Source organism: Verrucomicrobiia bacterium (genome assembly GCA_019634625.1).
GTDB lineage: Bacteria > Verrucomicrobiota > Verrucomicrobiia > Limisphaerales > CAIMTB01 > CAIMTB01.
Map to the genome: position 1 here is coordinate 168,426 of JAHCBA010000009.1, position 15,906 is coordinate 184,331.

The 15,906-nt window shown below is 67.1% G+C and carries 10 protein-coding genes; 6 read left to right on the top strand and 4 right to left on the bottom strand.

Annotated features, from left to right (window positions below):
• Positions 1-344 precede the first annotated feature (344 nt).
• The 3 genes from KF833_07825 to KF833_07835 all read left to right on the top strand — a co-directional run bounded on the left by KF833_07825 (position 345) and on the right by KF833_07835 (position 3,909).
• Positions 345-1,775 carry an aldehyde dehydrogenase gene (locus KF833_07825; GenBank protein MBX3745205.1) on the top strand — a complete coding sequence of 477 codons (1,431 nt, stop codon included), beginning with the start codon at positions 345-347 and terminating at the stop codon, positions 1,773-1,775.
• A 54-nt stretch (positions 1,776-1,829) separates the two neighbouring features.
• Positions 1,830-3,383, top strand: a complete 1,554-nt coding sequence (locus KF833_07830) for an AbgT family transporter (GenBank protein MBX3745206.1) — start codon at positions 1,830-1,832, stop codon at positions 3,381-3,383.
• A 61-nt stretch (positions 3,384-3,444) separates the two neighbouring features.
• Positions 3,445-3,909, top strand: a complete 465-nt coding sequence (locus KF833_07835) for a hypothetical protein (protein MBX3745207.1) — start codon at positions 3,445-3,447, stop codon at positions 3,907-3,909.
• 15 nt (positions 3,910-3,924) lie between these two features.
• On the opposite strand, the gene KF833_07840 is transcribed toward KF833_07835, so the two are convergent.
• A complete protein-coding gene (locus KF833_07840; protein ID MBX3745208.1) occupies positions 3,925-5,427 on the bottom strand; it encodes a PD40 domain-containing protein in 1,503 nt (500 codons plus the stop codon).
• A 235-nt stretch (positions 5,428-5,662) separates the two neighbouring features.
• Between KF833_07840 and KF833_07845 the strand changes: the two genes are divergently transcribed.
• Both KF833_07845 and KF833_07850 read left to right on the top strand, forming a co-directional pair.
• Positions 5,663-7,144, top strand: coding sequence for a hypothetical protein (locus KF833_07845; GenBank protein ID MBX3745209.1), 1,482 nt, complete (start codon positions 5,663-5,665; stop codon positions 7,142-7,144).
• A gap of 19 nt (positions 7,145-7,163) precedes the next feature.
• On the top strand, positions 7,164-7,532 hold the full coding sequence (locus tag KF833_07850) for a response regulator (GenBank protein MBX3745210.1): 369 nt from the start codon (positions 7,164-7,166) through the stop codon (positions 7,530-7,532).
• 252 nt (positions 7,533-7,784) lie between these two features.
• Here KF833_07850 and KF833_07855 read toward each other — a convergent pair whose 3' ends face one another.
• The 3 genes from KF833_07855 to KF833_07865 all read right to left on the bottom strand — a co-directional run bounded on the left by KF833_07855 (position 7,785) and on the right by KF833_07865 (position 13,700).
• The gene (locus tag KF833_07855; protein MBX3745211.1) at positions 7,785-9,527 is read right to left on the bottom strand and encodes a hypothetical protein; all 1,743 of its coding nucleotides are present in this window, start codon (positions 9,525-9,527) and stop codon (positions 7,785-7,787) included.
• Between the two features lie 200 nt (positions 9,528-9,727).
• On the bottom strand, positions 9,728-12,355 hold the full coding sequence (locus tag KF833_07860; protein ID MBX3745212.1) for a hypothetical protein: 2,628 nt from the start codon (positions 12,353-12,355) through the stop codon (positions 9,728-9,730).
• Positions 12,356-12,524: 169 nt separating this feature from the next.
• Positions 12,525-13,700, bottom strand: coding sequence for a pyridoxal phosphate-dependent aminotransferase (locus KF833_07865; GenBank protein ID MBX3745213.1), 1,176 nt, complete (start codon positions 13,698-13,700; stop codon positions 12,525-12,527).
• Between the two features lie 923 nt (positions 13,701-14,623).
• Here KF833_07865 and KF833_07870 point away from each other — a divergent pair.
• Entirely contained in the window at positions 14,624-15,877 is a 1,254-nt protein-coding gene (locus tag KF833_07870; protein ID MBX3745214.1) for a hypothetical protein, read from the top strand.
• The last annotated feature ends 29 nt before the right edge of the window (positions 15,878-15,906 follow it).

Genomic DNA, 15,906 nt, shown 5'->3' on the forward strand with positions numbered 1-15,906 from the left:
GGGGCATTAAATAGTGAGACAGACCATTATTATTGACAGAATTTTCTAAAGTAAGCCCGGCAATAAGTTGTTGAGTTGTTGTTGGACTGGTCTGCGATCAGGTCCTGCCCATTCCCATGGGCCCAATAGGATTTTCTCCTGGCACCGGCTCATAGCATGGAGTCAACAAATAAACTGATGACTCATTATTAAGAAGTCAACAAGAGTGAGTCTGACCTACTATCGTTGGCAGTCAACAAAAGTCAGTCTGGCTTATTATTGACACGGTGAACGACTCTTGGCCGTCTTGCTCGTTGATCGGGCGGTTTGTCAGGGGGCTGGGGCTTTGATTGACTTGGGGGGCGATGACCTTGCCCACGCAGTTATTTGTCGACGGGGAGTACCGGCCGTCGGCGTCCGGCCGTCGGTTGACCCTGGTGAATCCGGCCACGGAGGAGGTGTTTGTGGAGGTGGAGGCGGGTGGGGTTGGCGAGGTGGAGGTGGCGGTGACGTCAGCGCAACGGGCGTGGGAACGGGATTGGCGGGGATGGGCGCCGGGGCGGCGGGCGGAAGTGCTGTTCCGGGTGGTGGCGGTGTTGCGGGAGCATGGGGAGGCGTTGGCGCAATTGGAGACCGCGCAGATTGGCAAACCGATTGGCGATGCGCGGGACGAGGTGGCGTTGGGGGCGCGGGTGTTCGAGTACTACGCCGGTGCGATCGGCAAGTTCTGCGGGCAGACGATCCCTGTCGCGCGCGGGGGCTTCGATTTCACGTTGCGCGAGGCGATGGGGGTGGTGGCGGCGATCGTGCCGTGGAACTTTCCGTTTCCGATCGCCTGCTGGAAGGCGGCACCGGCCCTGGCGGCGGGCAATGCGGTGGTTCTCAAACCCGCCTCGTTGTCGCCGCTGACGGCGCTGAAGCTGGGGGAGTTGGTGCATGCGGCGGGGGTGCCGGCCGGGGTGTTGCAGGTGGTTCCCGGCGACGGTTCGGCCGTGGGCGAGGCACTGGTCACGCATCCGGACATCCGGAAGGTTTCCTTCACCGGGTCCACCGGGGTGGGGCGGCGCATCATGGAACTGGCCTCGCGCGGTCTGAAACGCGTCTCGCTCGAGCTGGGGGGGAAGTCCCCCAACATCGTCTTTGCCGACGCCGATTGGGAACGGGCGGCGGAGACCTCGCCGATGAGCGTTTTTGCGAACACCGGGCAGGACTGCTGCGCGCGGAGCCGGGTGTTCGTGGAGCGGGCCGTCTTCGAACCGTTTGTGGAACGGTTCGTGGCGGCGACGCGGGGGCTGGTGGTTGGGGATCCGGCGAATGACGGCACGCAGTTGGGACCGCTGGTCAGCGCGGGTCAACGGGCGATCGTGGAGGAATACGTGGAGGATGCACGCCAACGGGGCAGCCGGATTGCCACCGGCGGGGCGCGGCCGTCGGGGAAGGGGTACTTCCTGGAACCGACGGTGCTGCTGGGGGTTCAGGGCGAGGACCGGTGCTGGCGGGAGGAAATCTTCGGACCGGTGGTGGCGGTGGTGCCGTTCGACGACGAGGCGGCGATGTTGTCGGAGGTCAACCGGACACCGTACGGATTGAGCGGCTCGGTCTGGACGCAACGATTGGACCGCGCCCTGCGTGTGGTGCGGGCGGTGCAGAGCGGGGTGTTGAGCGTGAATTCGCACAGCAGCGTGCATGTCGAGGCGCCCTTTGGCGGGTTCAAGCAGAGCGGGATCGGGCGTGACCTGGGGATGGCTGCGCTGGAGGGGTACACGGAGCTGAAGAACGTGTACGTGGCGGAATAGGGGGCGGGGTGTCTTGCGGGGGAAGGGGCGGTTTCGGTAGCGTGTCGGCCCGAGATGACCCAGGACAAGGCCCGGACGGGCGAGGCTGCGGAGGGATGGGTGCGCCGGTTTCTGGCGTGGATCGAGGTGGCGGGCAACCGGTTGCCGGACCCGGCGGTGCTGTTTCTCCTGCTGCTGTTCGCGGTGTGGGCCGTGTCGGCGATGCTGTCGGGGTATGCGTTTTTGGTGCCGTCGGCGGACGGGCTGCGCGAGTTGACGGTGCAGAACCAGTTGACTGGCGGGAGTCTGGCCGGGTTTCTGGCGAACATGGTGAGGACCTTCACGGGGTTTGCGCCGTTGGGGGTGGTGCTGGTGGCGCTGCTGGGGGTGGGGGTGGCGGAGCGGACGGGGTTCATCAACGCAGGATTGAAGGCCCTGCTGCGGATCACGCCGAAGCAACTCCTGTCGCCCATGCTGCTGCTGGTGGCGATTGTGAGCCACACGGCGGCGGACGCGGGGTACGTGCTGGTGATTCCGTTGGGGGCGGTGATTTTCCACGCGGCGGGACGTCATCCGCTGGCGGGGATTGCCTGCGCCTTTGCCGGGGTGTCGGGAGGGTTCAGTGCGAATTTCATTCCGTCCGGGATCGACCCGCTGCTCCAGGGGTTCACGCAGCAGGCGGCGCAGATCCTGGATCCGGACCGGCAGGTGAACCCGCTCTGCAACTGGCTGTTCACCAGCCTCTCCTCGGTGTTGATCATCGGGCTGGGGTGGTATCTGACCGACCGGGTGATCGAGCCGCGACTGCGGGGGACGATCGTGGATGGCGAGGCGCCGGCGACGGCGCGGTTGGATGAGTTGACCGCGCTCGAGTGGCGGGGCTTGTGGGCGGGGGTCGGGGTGATGGGGGTGGGATTGGCGCTGCTGACCCTGGCGGTGGCGCCCGGGGATTCGCCGTTGCGTTCGCCGGACGGGCAGATCACGGCGTTTACGGCGCCGCTGATGCAGTCGATCGTGCCGCTGATCTTCCTGTTGTTCCTGATACCCGGGGTGGTTTACGGGTACGTGGCGCGGACGGTGAAGAACCACCGGGAGATCATCGACGGGATGAGCAAGTCGATGTCCACGATGGGTTACTACCTGGTGATGATCTTCTTCTGCGCCCAGTTCACGTCCGCCTTCGGGCAGTCGAACCTGGGGGCGCTGCTGGCGGTGAAGGGGGCGGATTTTCTGAAGATGCTGGGGTTGCCCGGCATGGTGACCATTGTGGGGATCGTTGTGTTGAGTGCCGGGGTGAATTTGCTGGTGGGGTCGGCCTCGGGAAAATGGGCGCTGCTGGCGCCGATCTTCGTGCCCATCCTGATGCAGGTGGGGTTGTCGCCGGAACTCACCCAGGCGGCGTACCGGGTCGGGGATTCGGCGACCAACATCATCACGCCGCTGATGCCGTATTTCCCGCTGGTGGTGGCCTTCGCCCAGCGTTGGGTGAAGTCGGCCGGGATCGGGACGATCACGTCCTTGATGCTGCCCTATTCGGTGGCGTTCCTGGTGGGCTGGACGCTGTTCCTGCTGGCGTACTGGGCGCTGGGGATCCCGTTGGGGATTGCCGCGACGTATGACTACCCGTGAGGGGGGCGGGATCGGGCTTGCGGGGTGGGAGGCGGCGGGGGCAGCGTTGCGGTCAGTTCCCATGAGCCGACGCGCCAAACCCAGCCGGCCCCGCCGGAAGACCCCGAAGCTGTTCGGATTTCTCTTCGCGTGGCTGGAGGAGCGGGTGGTGTGTCTGAGGGACATGGACCTGCTGCTGCCGACGCACCGCAACCGGTGGCTGCGTCCGCAGGTGGAGAAGAAGCTCGCGACGCTGAATCCCGCGAGGCCTCTGGATGCCGACCTGCATGGGCGGGTCACCCAGGCGCTGGAGTTGTTCGAGGCGGTGGATGCGGGGGATTACCATCCGCCTCCCGAGTGGCCGGAACTGGCTCCGTGGTTGAGCCGGGCGCTGGCGTATTTCGTGAAGAACGGCGACGCCATCCCGGACCATTTCGAGGACGGCTTCGAGGACGATCACCGGGAGTTCGTGCGGATGGGGGAACGCCTCGGTGTGCTGCTCGATCATTTCGACATCTGGCGCCGCCGCCGGGCGGAGCGCCGCTGACGTGCCATCCGGCGTTCAGCGGTCTGTGGACACCCGATAGAAGCGGGCGCGACCGGGCGGCGCCGGGCGTTCGTCGGTGTAGAGGGGCGGGCTGGGGCCGGCCTGGACCACGGTGGCCAGCGGGGTCCAGTCGAGGAGGTTTTCGGAACTCTCGATCCGCAGGGATTCGCCCGGGCCGCCTCCCGCCACAGTCAGTCGGATTTCACCTTCGGAGGATCGTTGGACCGACATCCGGACGGGATCGGTGGGGGGTGGGGGAGGCGGGGAGAACCCGAGGGGCGACCAGGTCGGGTAGGTGGCCGGTGCGGCGACCAGGCGGCGGGGGTTGGAGCCGTCGGCCTGGATGACGTGGATTTCCGAGCGGGTGACATCGCCGAGGAGGGACGGCCAGCCATCGAGGATCCACTGCGGGGCGATGTCGAAGGCGATCTGGGTGCCGTCGGGGGACCAGGCGAGTTTGCCGGACCACCAGCCTTCGGAGAAGCGGAGCAGCAGCCGGTCGCCACTGCCGTCGTAGCCGATGACGCGAAGTTCGCAGAGGGCGGGCAAGGGGGCGAGGCCGACGCGGGTGTCGTACCGCTGGGTATGGCGGAGGTAGGCGACGCGGGTGCCGTCGGGGGAGATGGCGGGGGCGTAGTCGTGTTCCGCCTCGGAGATCAGGTAATTGCTGAAGAGGTCCACGTGGCCGAACCAGCGGGCGGTGGGGGTGGTGAGGAGGCGGAGCAGGGGTTGGAGGAGGCCGGCGGAGCTGAAGACCCCGATGACGGTGCCCTCGGACGTTTGGATGCCGGTGTTGCTGGTGGCGGGGATGTCGGACCGGAAGACACCGAGGACCTCTTCGCGGAACGGGTGCCAGTCCACGCCGTCGCCGCCCTGGTTGTTGCCGGTCCGTTCGCCGCCGGCCTGGAGGAGTTGTCCGAAGGGGATGGGATCGCCGAGGCGGTAGGTTTCGAGCACCGGCATGCGTCCGCCTCCGAGGGTTTGCTGGCTGACGCCGTCGCCGCGCGGGATGTCGAGGGTGCTGCCGCCGGAGCGGGGCAGGTCCATGATGGCGAGGCGGCTGTTATCGGGGGAGAACGCCTTGTGATTGGGGAAATGGATGGTGTAGGCGGTCACGTTGCGGTCGCCGATGACGTTTCCGATGTCGTTGGTCAGCATGATGCCGCCGGTGGTGCGGAAGGTGTCCACGAACTGGACGGCCCGGAGGGTGTCGAGGGTGAACAGGTCGATGAGGAAGACATCGCGACTGATCTTGAACGGGCGGAGAGGGTCGGAGGAGGTGACCAGGAGGAAGCGGCCGTCGCGGGAGACGGTGGGGAAGGCCGGGGAGGGGAGGGGCAGGGGGACGGGTAGATTGCCCGAGCCGTCGGCATTGACGCGGCGGACTGTGGCCGGGGAATCGAGGGTGGGGAAGTGGTTGTAGAAGAGGACGCCGACGCTGGCATGAGCCGGGGCGTTGACGGCGAACGTCAGGGCGCCTGCCAGGAGGCACGCCGACAGGGAGCGGGAGGGTGTCATGGCCACGCTGGAGACGGTAGGGCGGGAGGCGGGGCCGTCTCAAGTTCCGCAACGATCCGACCGTACAGACTACTGGTCATGCGGACCCTCGTTCCCGCGAGCGGTCGGTGGCGGATGGCTTCGGATCGTCCCTGAGACGGTTGGAGCGATGGCAGGAGGAACCGTTGTGGGGCGGTTTCGAACGCAACCGCCGATAGGATCGCTCGCGGGAGCACGGGAGGGGTGTGATCGAACTATGACTCGCCTGCAATCCGATCGAACGCCCTGTACGGCGGGGGGCGCAGGCGTTGAGGTGGGAGCAGGGCTGAAAGGGGCGGGGGTGACGCCGGGCGGCGAATCGGGTGGCCGGGTTCCGGGGAAGGCGCGGCGTTGGGTGGGATGGGTGGACGGATTGGGATGGGTTTCGGTGCTGGCCGGCCTGAGTGCGATCATGGGATGCACCTGGGGGGACGGGTGGCGGGGGGAGGATCACGGGCTTTCGCATCTGCTCGGACAGGCGGTTCCGCCGGGCGATTCCGGCACGGTTCTGGGCTGGGGATTGCTGGCCCTGGCGGCGGCGGCGTGCGGCCTTGCGATGATCCGATGCCGGCGGGAGCGGGCGGCGATCCGGGGACGGTTTGCGGCCCTGTCGGATTTGCTGGCGCGATTGCCGGATCACTATTTCCGGATCGCGGCGGACACGACGGTGACGGAGTGGTGGGGCGGGGCGATGGAGGATCTCTATGAGCAGCCGGAGTCATTTGTGGGACGGCGACTGACGGAGGTGCTACCGGAGGCGATCCACGATGCGCTGCGGAAGGGATTGGAGACGGCGCTGGGCGGGTCGGAGACGGTGGTGTTGGAGTACGCGCTGGAGGTGCCCTCCGGGTCGAAGGCCTTCGAGGCGCGGCTGCGGGGGGATGGCGGGGGGCAGGCGATTGCGGTGATCCGGGACATCACGGAGCGGAAGCGTGCCCAGGCGGAACGGAACGAGCTTGAGGAGCGGTTGCGTCGGAGCCACAAGCTGGAAGCGGTGGGGACGCTGGCGGGGGGGGTGGCGCACGACTTCAATAACATCCTTGGGACGATCCTGGGGAATGCGGAGATGGCGTTGGCGGACATGGGGCAGGAGGATCCGGCGAAGGAGAGCCTGGTGGCCATTCGCCGGGCGACTGATCGCGCGCGAAGCCTGGTGCAGCAGTTGATTTTGTTCAGCCGGCTTCAGCAGCCCGAGCGGCAGCGTGTACGGGTGGGGCCGTTGCTGGAGCGGGTGGAGGCGTCCTTGCGGGCGGGCATGCCCGCGGGTGTCCGGCTGGTTGTGGGGTGCGATCCGGAGTGTCCGGCCGTGCTTGGGGATGCCGACCAATTGGAGCAGGTGCTGGTGAACATCGGCACCAATGCCTGTCAGGCGCTGGCGGGTGGCGAGGGGCGGGTGGAGATGCGGGCCGGGGTGTGGGAGGCAACGGTTGGGGCGGGCGGAATACCTGGCGGACGGTTTGCGCGGATTTCCGTGACGGATGACGGGCAAGGGATGGATGAGGAGACGGTGGGGAGGGTGTTCGATCCGTTTTTCACGACGCGCGGGCCGGGTGAAGGTTCGGGACTTGGGCTGGCGGTGGCCCATGGGATTGTGCGAAACCACGGGGGGCATTTGTCGGTAGTCTCCAAGCCCGGGCAGGGGACGACGTTTCGCCTGGACCTGCCGGCGGCGGAAACGGCGCGGCGATCGGAAGGTTGAGGAAGGCTGAGGAAGGCGCATGAAGACGATCTTGCTGGTGGACGACGACAACGATTTCAGGGAGACGCTGGGGCGCGTGCTGGCGCGGGCGGGGTATGAAGTGCGCCAGGCCACCAACGGGCGGGAAGCGGTGGCCTCGTACCGTGAGGCACCGTCCGACCTGGTGATCACCGACCTGATCATGCCCGAGCGGGAAGGGATCGAGACCATCCTTGAATTGCGACGGCTGCAGCCGGAGGTGCGGGTGATCGCGATTTCCGGGGGGGGACGTGTTGGTCCTGGGGATTACCTGCGGATGGCCCAGAGCCTGGGGGCGCAACGCACCCTGTCGAAGCCGTTTCCGAGCGATCAACTGCTCAAGGCGATCGAGGAGGTTCTGGCCGGCTGAGATGAGGTCGGTGCATCCCGGAGTTGCGGGTGAGGAGGGAGCCAATCGGAGGGACGAGCTCCGCGAGTCCTCAACCGAACGCTCCACACCCTTGCGGCCTCGTGGAACTCGGCCCTCCGAGGCGACGCTTCGCGAAGTTCGCACTCTCCCCACAACTCCGGGATGCACAGAGATGAGGTCCGGGACCGGGGAGGACGGGGTGCTGCATGGCCAAGGACTGGCGCGGACCAGCAAGCGGGGAGAGGGATCGGATCAACCCTCCTTCGCTGGAGGATCCCCGAAGGCGGCGTCGAGGGCTTGATCGAGATCGGCGAGGGGATTGACGGTGGGGGCACGACGGCGGCCTGGGGCAGCGGCCGGACGGGGCGGGGTGGGCGACCGTGAAGGCTGGGCGGCGGGCGGGGCCGGGGAGGCAGGGGCGCGGGGTGCGGTGCGCTGGGCGGGGGGCGTGAACTCTTCGCGAATGCGTGACTCGACGGCCAGGCGATCGCGGGCCGCAGCGAAGGTCAGGGGAGTGTTGAGGAACGGGCGGAGCCAGTCCTGGACCCGTTGCCGGGCTTCGGGGGCGTTGGGGAATTCGAAGACCATGGCCCGGGGACCTGCCAGGTCGGGATGCAGGAGGAGCCGTTCCATCGGGAGACCCGTCAGGGCCGCGAGGAGAAGGCGCCAGTCGTCGGGAGAGGGGGATTTGCCTTCGTGGGGCACGCGCAGCCAGGCCCGGTCGCCGAGGCTCCAGATGAGCCAGTTCTGACGACGTTCCATGCGGAACCGGTCCAGCCAGGGTTCCAGCCGGACCACGGTGGGATCGGAATGGGCGGCGAGCTGGGTGGAGACGGCCGAGGACTCGGCACCGAAGACGCGGAGATTCCGTCCCTCGGCGAGACTGGCCCGCAGCAGGCGCTCGACTTCGATGGCGTCCGGGGTGAGGCGGAGATCGAAGAGTTCGGCGAGGCGGCCGGGAAGTTCGGGGGCGTCGGATTCGTCGAGGACGCGGATGCCGAGGCTGCCGGCCAGTTCCCGATGGATGGGGGACAGGCGCCGGTCGGGACGAACCAGGACCCAATCGACCGGGATTGGAGAGAGGGCCGGGCGGAGGCCTGCGATCCGGAGCAAGGCGGCGGCGAAGGCGTTGTCGGCGTCTTCGGAGGCGTCGTCCGTCGGGAGGGGTGCACGGGCTTCGATCGCGACGAGCCGGCCTGCGTGATGGACCCAGAGGTGCGCCTCGCGGCCGTCGTCGGGTGCGGCGGTCCGACGCGGCCGGGTGACCCGCTGGACATTGGGAAGCCCGAGATGCACGAGGAGGGCGCCGAGGAAACGGCCCAGGAGGGTTCCGGCGTTGTCGCGACCGGGTTCGAGCCCGGCGGCGTTGAAGGCGGCGGACCAATCCCAGCGTTTCTCGATGGCGGCGGCGGTGAGGGGAATCAGCGGGAGGGGTTGGGCGGGGGTCCAGACGGCATGGCTGGCGGCGGCATCGTCATCGAGGGCGCGGACCAGGTGTTCGACGGCAAGGGTGTCGGTGAGGGTCTTGGGGAACTCGGGCAGGGGAGTGGCGTTGAGGGCGCCCTCGGGCGAGCGGTGCCAGGCGATCCAGGCGCCGCGGGCGTCCCGTTCGATGATTCTGGCGTTCGGCGTGTCGAGCCAGGGGGCTGCGGCCCAGGTGGCCCAGGCGGGGGCGCCGGTCAGGTTGAGCACGCGGGATGGCGCGGACGGTTCGGGATCGGAGGGACCGGGATCCAGTGGGTTGGATTCGAGGTCGGCGCGAAAGCCTTCGGGGCCGGGGTTGGAGGGGGCGGCCATGACGCGCAGGCCGGGGAACTGGGCGGAGAGAAACCGGCACAGGCGCGACACCTCCTGGCGGGCCCGGGGCGAATCGTCCGGCGCGAAGACCAGCACCTGCTGAATCGACTCGGCGGCGCCGAGCGGGTGGAGGAGAGGCTGGAGTCGGGGCCACCACGGTTCCCCCGCGAACATCACCATCTGGACCGCGTTGGACATTGAAGGGGAGGAGTCTTGCCGGAAGTCGGCGGGACGGGAAGCGGATCTTGAGGGTGCCGCGGGCGAGCCGGTGCATCGCCGCTTCGGAGGGCCGAGTTCCACGAGGCCGGCAGGGGAGTGGGGCGTTGGGTTGAGGACTCGCGGAGCTGGTCCCTCCGATTCGCGGCCTTCTCACCCCTTACTCGGGGAGCATCGGCGGGTCAGAGCCGGCGGAGGCGGAAGAAGCGGATGGCGTCCGTGCGCCGGCCGACCGGGAGCGTGAAGGATCCGGCAGGCACCTGATGGGTGTGCAGCGGTTCCCAGGCCATGGGAGGCGAGAGGCGGGTGGCGGTGTCCACGGCGACCGTGCCCGGCAGGTCGGTGGTGGCGTGCAGCGTCAAGGCGCCATCCGGAGCGACCTGAAGGGACATGAGGACGAGCGCGCCATCGCCGACCGGGTCGGGAGGGATGGAGGTGGCGAGATCGAGTCCGGTGTTCATCAGGCGGGGTTCGGTCAGGTCGGGAAGTTCGCAGGGGACCGGCTGCTGTTCGGAAGCCCATTCGGACAGGATCTGATACTCCTTTCCCCAGAACAGGTGGCGGCGTCCGTCCTCGAGGGTCATTTCGACCTCCTCGCCGGAGTCCATGGCGATGGGGAGGACGTTGTCGGCGTATCGATGAAGGATGTCGGACCGGGAGGTTCCGGGGTCCACGCGGTAGGCGCCCCAGGCATCGCTGAGATCGACGATGGTGTTGGGATAGACCCCGCCGGCGAAGTGGTTTCGGAAGCGGACCAGGACGCGCCCGGTGGGGAAGAAGTGCCATTCGCGCGAGTTCACCACAGGGACGCTGAGGAGGCCTCCCTGGACATTGAACACGACCGTTCCCGGGATCAGCCGGCGGTAGAGGCGGTATTGGGTGAAGACCGTGGGTTCGGGGAAGATGCGGTCGGGTCGAGGATCGGCGGGGATGTCGCCGGCGGGACGTTGCACGGCCGCCGGGTCGCGGGGTGCGACGGGGATCCGGGCGATCCATTGGGCGTTGGTCTGGGCGCGGACGGCATCGGCGGCGAAGGATGCGGCGATGGCGGAGAGGGCTTCGCCAAGCTGGACCCGGTAGGTGCCTGGAGCGGTGCCGGGGCCGAAGATCGTCAGGGTGTCGTCGTAGAAATCGAGTCCGAGCGTCCGGACGGGCGAGAAGCGCGAGTCGAAGACCAACGTGCGCGACGTCATGTCCACGGAGTAGAGACCGTAGTCGCGGGAGGCCGCGCCTTGTGCGCAGCGGTCGAGGCGGAACTGGCCGTCATCCCGGAAGACCAGTTCGGTCGAGTGGCCTGGAAGCGGGGACGACCAGCGTCCGAGGAGGGTGCCGAGTTCGCCTTTCATGGCGACGGGATCGAGGGTCCGGGCCATGACCTCGGATTCGGAGCCGGACTCCTTGCGGGCCATGACCAGGCGGAAGGGATCGCCGGCGAGGAACAGGTCGCCGTCGTAGAGATCCAGATCGAAGCCGCGGGCCGGTCCGTGGCCGGGGTAGGGGGCGAGGGTGATCCGATTCGTGCCGAGGGCATACCGTCCACGTTCGACCCGCCACGGCACCCCGTCGGTGCCGGACATCGCGAGGTAACGTCCGTCGGGCCGGAGGGTGAACTGCATCCATCCGACGGGGTCCTGAACCTCCCAGCGACCGATCTGCCAGCCTTCCCGTGCGCGTTCGGCCTGGGCGGCGAGGGCCCTGGTGACCACCGGGACTGTGCTGTCGGCGCGAAGGCGTGCGACCACGACCGGTTGGGAGAGCGCCTCGGGGTTGATGAAGTGAAGTTCGCCGTCGTAGTAGTCGAGATCACGGGCCTGCCCGACCTTGCCGAAGTCCCCGTTGCTGCGGGCGTAGGGATCCTGACCCGGAAACGGGGTGAGAAGGATCCGGCCCGGTTCGAGTGCGAAGCGGCCGCGGACGGTGCCCTGAAGAAACTCGGTGCTGTTGACGGCGGTGTAGTGACCGTCCGGGCGAAGCGTCAGGTCCACGGTGAGGAACGATTCCCGGATTTCCCAGACCCCGACGAACCAGTCCTCGCGGGCGAGAAAGGCGGCGGCATCCGCCGTCAGGGCCTGCACGGCGGCGCGAGAGCCGGGGACCAATTCGTATCCGGTGGCCTCGCCCGAGTGGGGTTCCCGGCGGATCAGGATCAGCGTGTTGCCGAAGTAGTCGAGTTCGAGTTCGGCGGCCACCCCGCCGTACGGGCGAAGGGTCATGCGGTGGTCGTCGAGGGAGTACCGACCCCGGACGATCTCCGGCGGGAACGGTCCGTCCCCGTGGGTCCGGATCAGGCGGAAGACCCCGTCGGGACGGAAGGTGTAGGTATCGGTGCCGTTCGAGACGTTGTTGCGGCGCCAGGTCCCGACGGGATCGCGGAGGGTCTGTTCCCCGGCGAGGATGCGGTCGCGTGAACCCGGTTCGAACCGGTAGGTCTCGGTGAGGGAGAACTCCGGACGTTCCAGGAGCAGAAGATCGTTCTGGAATCGGAAGAGGTAGGATCGGGGTTGCGGTTCGCCGAAGTAATCGTGGGGCGAGAGGTCGAGGGCCTGACCCGCAGCGGCGTAGCGGCCGTGTTCGGTGAAGTGGAAGCCCATGGCGGGATCGTTGGCGCGGGTGTCGAGGCGGTACCTGCCGTCGGACCGGAAGGCGATCTCCACCGTCTGGAATCCGTCGTCCTGGGACCAGACGCCGATGAGGAGGTCTTCCGCCGCGGTGCGTGGCGCCAGGGCGAGAAGGAGGAGGACGGGAGTCAGGAGGATGGGCGATGTCCAGGCCGCCATCGGCTTGGGTGACGAAAGAGGGGGCCGGCTCATGGAATGCGGGGGCCAGGATGACATCCGGCACGCCGGCGGGGTATTCCCCGAAAGTTCCAGTCCGGGACGGGAGGGAAGGGGGGGCAGAACGGCCCGAAACTTCGTGCATATGCACGAAGTTTCGGTGCATTTGGCGGGGCGGGACGGGACGGGGGGTGGGGAGGACGGGCTACCTGGGGAGGGAGCGGACGAAGCGGTCGATTCGGTCGAGGCCCTTCTCGATCTGGGCGAGGCTGGTGGCGTAACTGATTCGGATGTAGTCGTCGGCGCCGAAGGCGATGCCTGGGACGGCGGCGACCTTTTCGGTCTCGAGGAGGCGGGAGCAGAACTCGGCGCTGCCCAGGCCGGTATTGCGGATGTTGGGGAAGAGGTAGAAGGCGCCCTTGCTGTTGACACAGGAAACGCCGGGCATGGTGTTGAGGCGCTGCCAGGCGGTGGCGCGGCGGCGGGCGTATTCGGCGAGCCAGGCGGGGAGATGATCCTGGGGGCCGGTAAGGGCGGCGACGGCGCCTTTCTGGGCGAAGCTGGTGGGGTTGCTGGTGCTGTGACTCTGGAGGGCGTCGATGGCCTTCGCGATGGGCTCGGGGGCGGCGAGGAAGCCGAGTCGCCAACCCGTCATGCTCCAGGCCTTGGCAAAGCCGTGGGCGATGATGGTGTGCGCCTGGTGTTCCGGGCTGAAGCTGGCGACCGAGCGATGGACGGCTCCGTCGTAGAGGAGGTGTTCGTAGATCTCGTCGCTGAGGATGAGGACGCCCCGTTCGACGCAGAGGTCGCCGAGGGCGCGCAGTTCGTCGGGGGAATAGACGCTGCCGGTGGGGTTGCTGGGGGAATTGAGGATGAAGAGGCGGGTGCGGGAAGTGATGGCGGCGCGGAGTTGGTCGGGGGTGACCTTGAACTCGGTGGCGTCGGTGGTGGGAAGAATGACCGGGGTGGCCCCGGCCAGTTTGACCATTTCCGGGTAACTGAGCCAGTAGGGGGCGGGGATCAGGACCTCATCGCCGTCCTGGCAGGTGGCGAAGATGGCGTTGAAGCAGGAGTGCTTGCCGCCGGAGGAGATGATGATCTGGGAAGGCGCGTAGGTGAGGCCGTTTTCGCGCTGGAACTTGTCGGCGACGGCCTGACGGAGTTCGGGGATGCCGCTGGAGGCGGTGTACTTGGTGAACCCGGCGGCGAGGGCGTCGGCGGCGGCCTTCTTGATGTGGTCCGGTGTGTCGAAATCGGGTTCTCCGGCACCGAAACCGACCACGTCTTCACCGGCAGCCTTCATGGCCTTGGCTTTGGCGTCGATGGCGAGCGTCAGGGATGGGGAGAGCGAGGCAGCCCGGCGGGCGATCGGATAATTCATAACCGCGAGGGGGAAGGTTCGAGCATCGGGCGCCCGTCCAGCAAGACGGATGTCAGGCGATGTCGCGGCTGGGGCAGGGCGATTGAAAAAAGTCCGGAGGGGTCGGGTCCGAGGTATTGGACAGGATGAACAGGATGGAGATCCCGACCCACCGCCAAACCCGACGGGCAGGCGGCTCTTCTGCATCCTGTGGATCCTGTCCAGACAGCCTCGGGGCATCCTTGGGGACTATGTTCCTATTCGATGCGTTGCCTGCCCGATTCCGGAGCCGAGGGGCTTCTGCGACCCCTGGCGGGGTCGGGAGGTGGGAGGGGAATCATTCCGGGGGTCGAACCCGCGAAGCCGGGTTCGATCCCCGGCTAATCGCTGGAAACCCTGCGGGTTTCTGAGGTGGCTGGGTGAGGGATTGTGGCGCACTGGATCGAGGAATGGCGTTGCTTCAGGGGTTGGCGGCGTTCGGCGAGGGTGGAAGGGGAGTGGGGCGATGGATTGAGGACTCGCGGAGCTCGTCCCTCCGGAGGGTGAAGCAGAGGGGTGAAATCGGAGGGCGCATCTCAGTTTCTGGCAGCAGGCCTCGTACTCGTAATCGTACTCGTAATCGTAATCGTAATCGTAATCGTAATCGTAATCGTAATCGTAATCGTAATCGTAATCGTAATCCCCCTCCCCAGTTCCCACGCGGAATGGGAGGTCCGGGGAGGATCGAACCCATCGGGCTGGCGAGGGGGCGATGATCGAGGCGGTGTGTCTGCGGGATCGATGACGCGTACGACTACCGCCCTTCGGGCTGAGTACGAGTCCCCACGAGGGAGGGCTTGGGGGAGATCCAAGAACCTGAGATGCGCCCGAACGGGGGATGCGCGTGACGGAGCATTGTCAGCGTTGCGCTGGTTGTGTTATCCGCACGGGGTTCATCAGAGTCATTGACCGGGATTGAAGCCATGCATGCGAAGCGTTTCCTGATCGTATCCGTCGGCCTGAACGTCCTGCTGGCCGCCCTGCTGCTGCGTTCCGGCTCGCCTTCGACGGCTGACCTGGACCGGGCGGATTCCGGCGGGCAGCCGGCCACCGGCGAATCCGCGACTTCGACCTCCACGGCGGGACCCGTCGTGACGCACACCGTTGTGCGCGAGATGTCCTGGCAGCATGTGGAGTCGCCGGACTACCGGGAGTACATCGCCAACCTGCGTGCGATCGGCTGCCCGGAGGAGACGATCCGCGACATCATCCGGGCGGATGTGAACAAGCTTTACGACGAGAAGAAGAAGCTGGCCCGCGGTGCGCCGAAGAAGTTCGAGTACTGGAAGGCGGGCAATCCACTGGCGGGCATGGCGGGCCTGATGGGCGACCCGGAAGCCCTCCAGCAGATGCGGGCGCTGGAGGAGGAGAAGAACGCCGTGCTGCGCGCCCTTGGGATCGAGCCCGACCCGATGAGCCAGATGCTCGCGGCGGTGGGCGGCAATCCGATGGAGGCGATGTTCGATTTCCTGCCGGAGGCCAGGCGCACCGGGTTGATGCAGGTGATGGCCGATTTTCAGTCGAAGCTTGTGGAGAGCGCCGGGGACATGGCGAACGATCATGGCGCGATGTGGAAGGCGCAGCGCGAGATGGAGGATGCGATCCGGGCCATGCTGTCGCCCGAGGAGTTTCTGGATTACCAGCTCCGGTTCTCGATCACGGCAACTGTGCTGCGTCAGCAGATCACCGGGTTCGAGCCGAGCGAGGAGGAGTTCCTGGCCATGTTCAAGTTGCGCGAGGCGTTCGACCGGGAGTACTCGCCGACGATGCTGATGGACGCGACACAGCCCGAGGCGGACCGTTACCGGGAGGCTCAAGATCAACTCAATGAGCGTCTCCGTGAAACCCTGGGTCACGAACGCTATCTGGAGTATCAGCGCGCCCAGGATCCCGGTTACCAGCAGCTCCACCGCATTGTGCAGCGTGCCGGCCTGCAGCCGGAACTGGCCAATGACCTGTATGCGATGAGGGATATCGCCATGGTCGAGGCTGGCCGCGTGCGGGGCGACCAGACCCTCACGGCGGACCAGCAAACGGCGGCCCTGCGCGCGATCCGCCAGGAAACCGAACAAACGATTCAACAGACGCTGGGCGACGATGCCTGGCAGCAGTTCAACCGGGGGATCAACAGGCACTGGCTGAGGACCATCGCGCCTTAGGCGTAGCCGAGGGGCTTCTGCGACCCCTG